This window comes from Bartonella capreoli (genome assembly GCF_902813205.1).
Classification (GTDB): Bacteria; Pseudomonadota; Alphaproteobacteria; order Rhizobiales; family Rhizobiaceae; genus Bartonella; species Bartonella schoenbuchensis.
The window spans coordinates 1-462 of the sequence record NZ_CADDZX010000186.1; the positions used below are offsets into that span (position 1 = coordinate 1).

General features: G+C 37.2%; 1 protein-coding gene. It reads right to left on the reverse strand.

Features of this window, described 5'->3' with window-relative positions; genetic code table 11:
• Positions 1-462: glutamate--tRNA ligase family protein (locus J7R05_RS07985; RefSeq protein ID WP_246468277.1), on the reverse strand; the 462-nt coding region annotated here is incomplete at both ends.

Genomic DNA, 462 nt, shown 5'->3' on the forward strand with positions numbered 1-462 from the left:
GCGCTTTTTCATCGAGCTGTAATGGTCGCTGTGTGAAAATGAAAGAGGCATTATCAATAAGTTCGCATAGTGTTTTTGAACGTTCTTTCAAATTAGGCATAGCTTTAAGAAATTGAACACGACGTTTTTCATCAAGCTTTTCCATTATTTGTAAACCACCTTTAATTTCTGGCAAAATGTTAAGAGCAGCATCAAAAAGGTCTTGATCTGAACACATACGTATATAATGTCCATTGATAGCGTCGAGCTTTTTGAAATCAAAACGAGCTGCTCCTTTATTAATATCATCAATATCAAACCAAGAAATCATATCTTCGATTGACATTAGTTCGTCATTACCATGACTCCAACCTAGACGGACTAAGTAATTTCTCAAAGCAGAAGGAAGGTAGCCCATTGTTCGATAAGCTTCGACACCTAGTGCACCATGCCGCTTTGATAATTTTGCGCCATTTTCTCCAT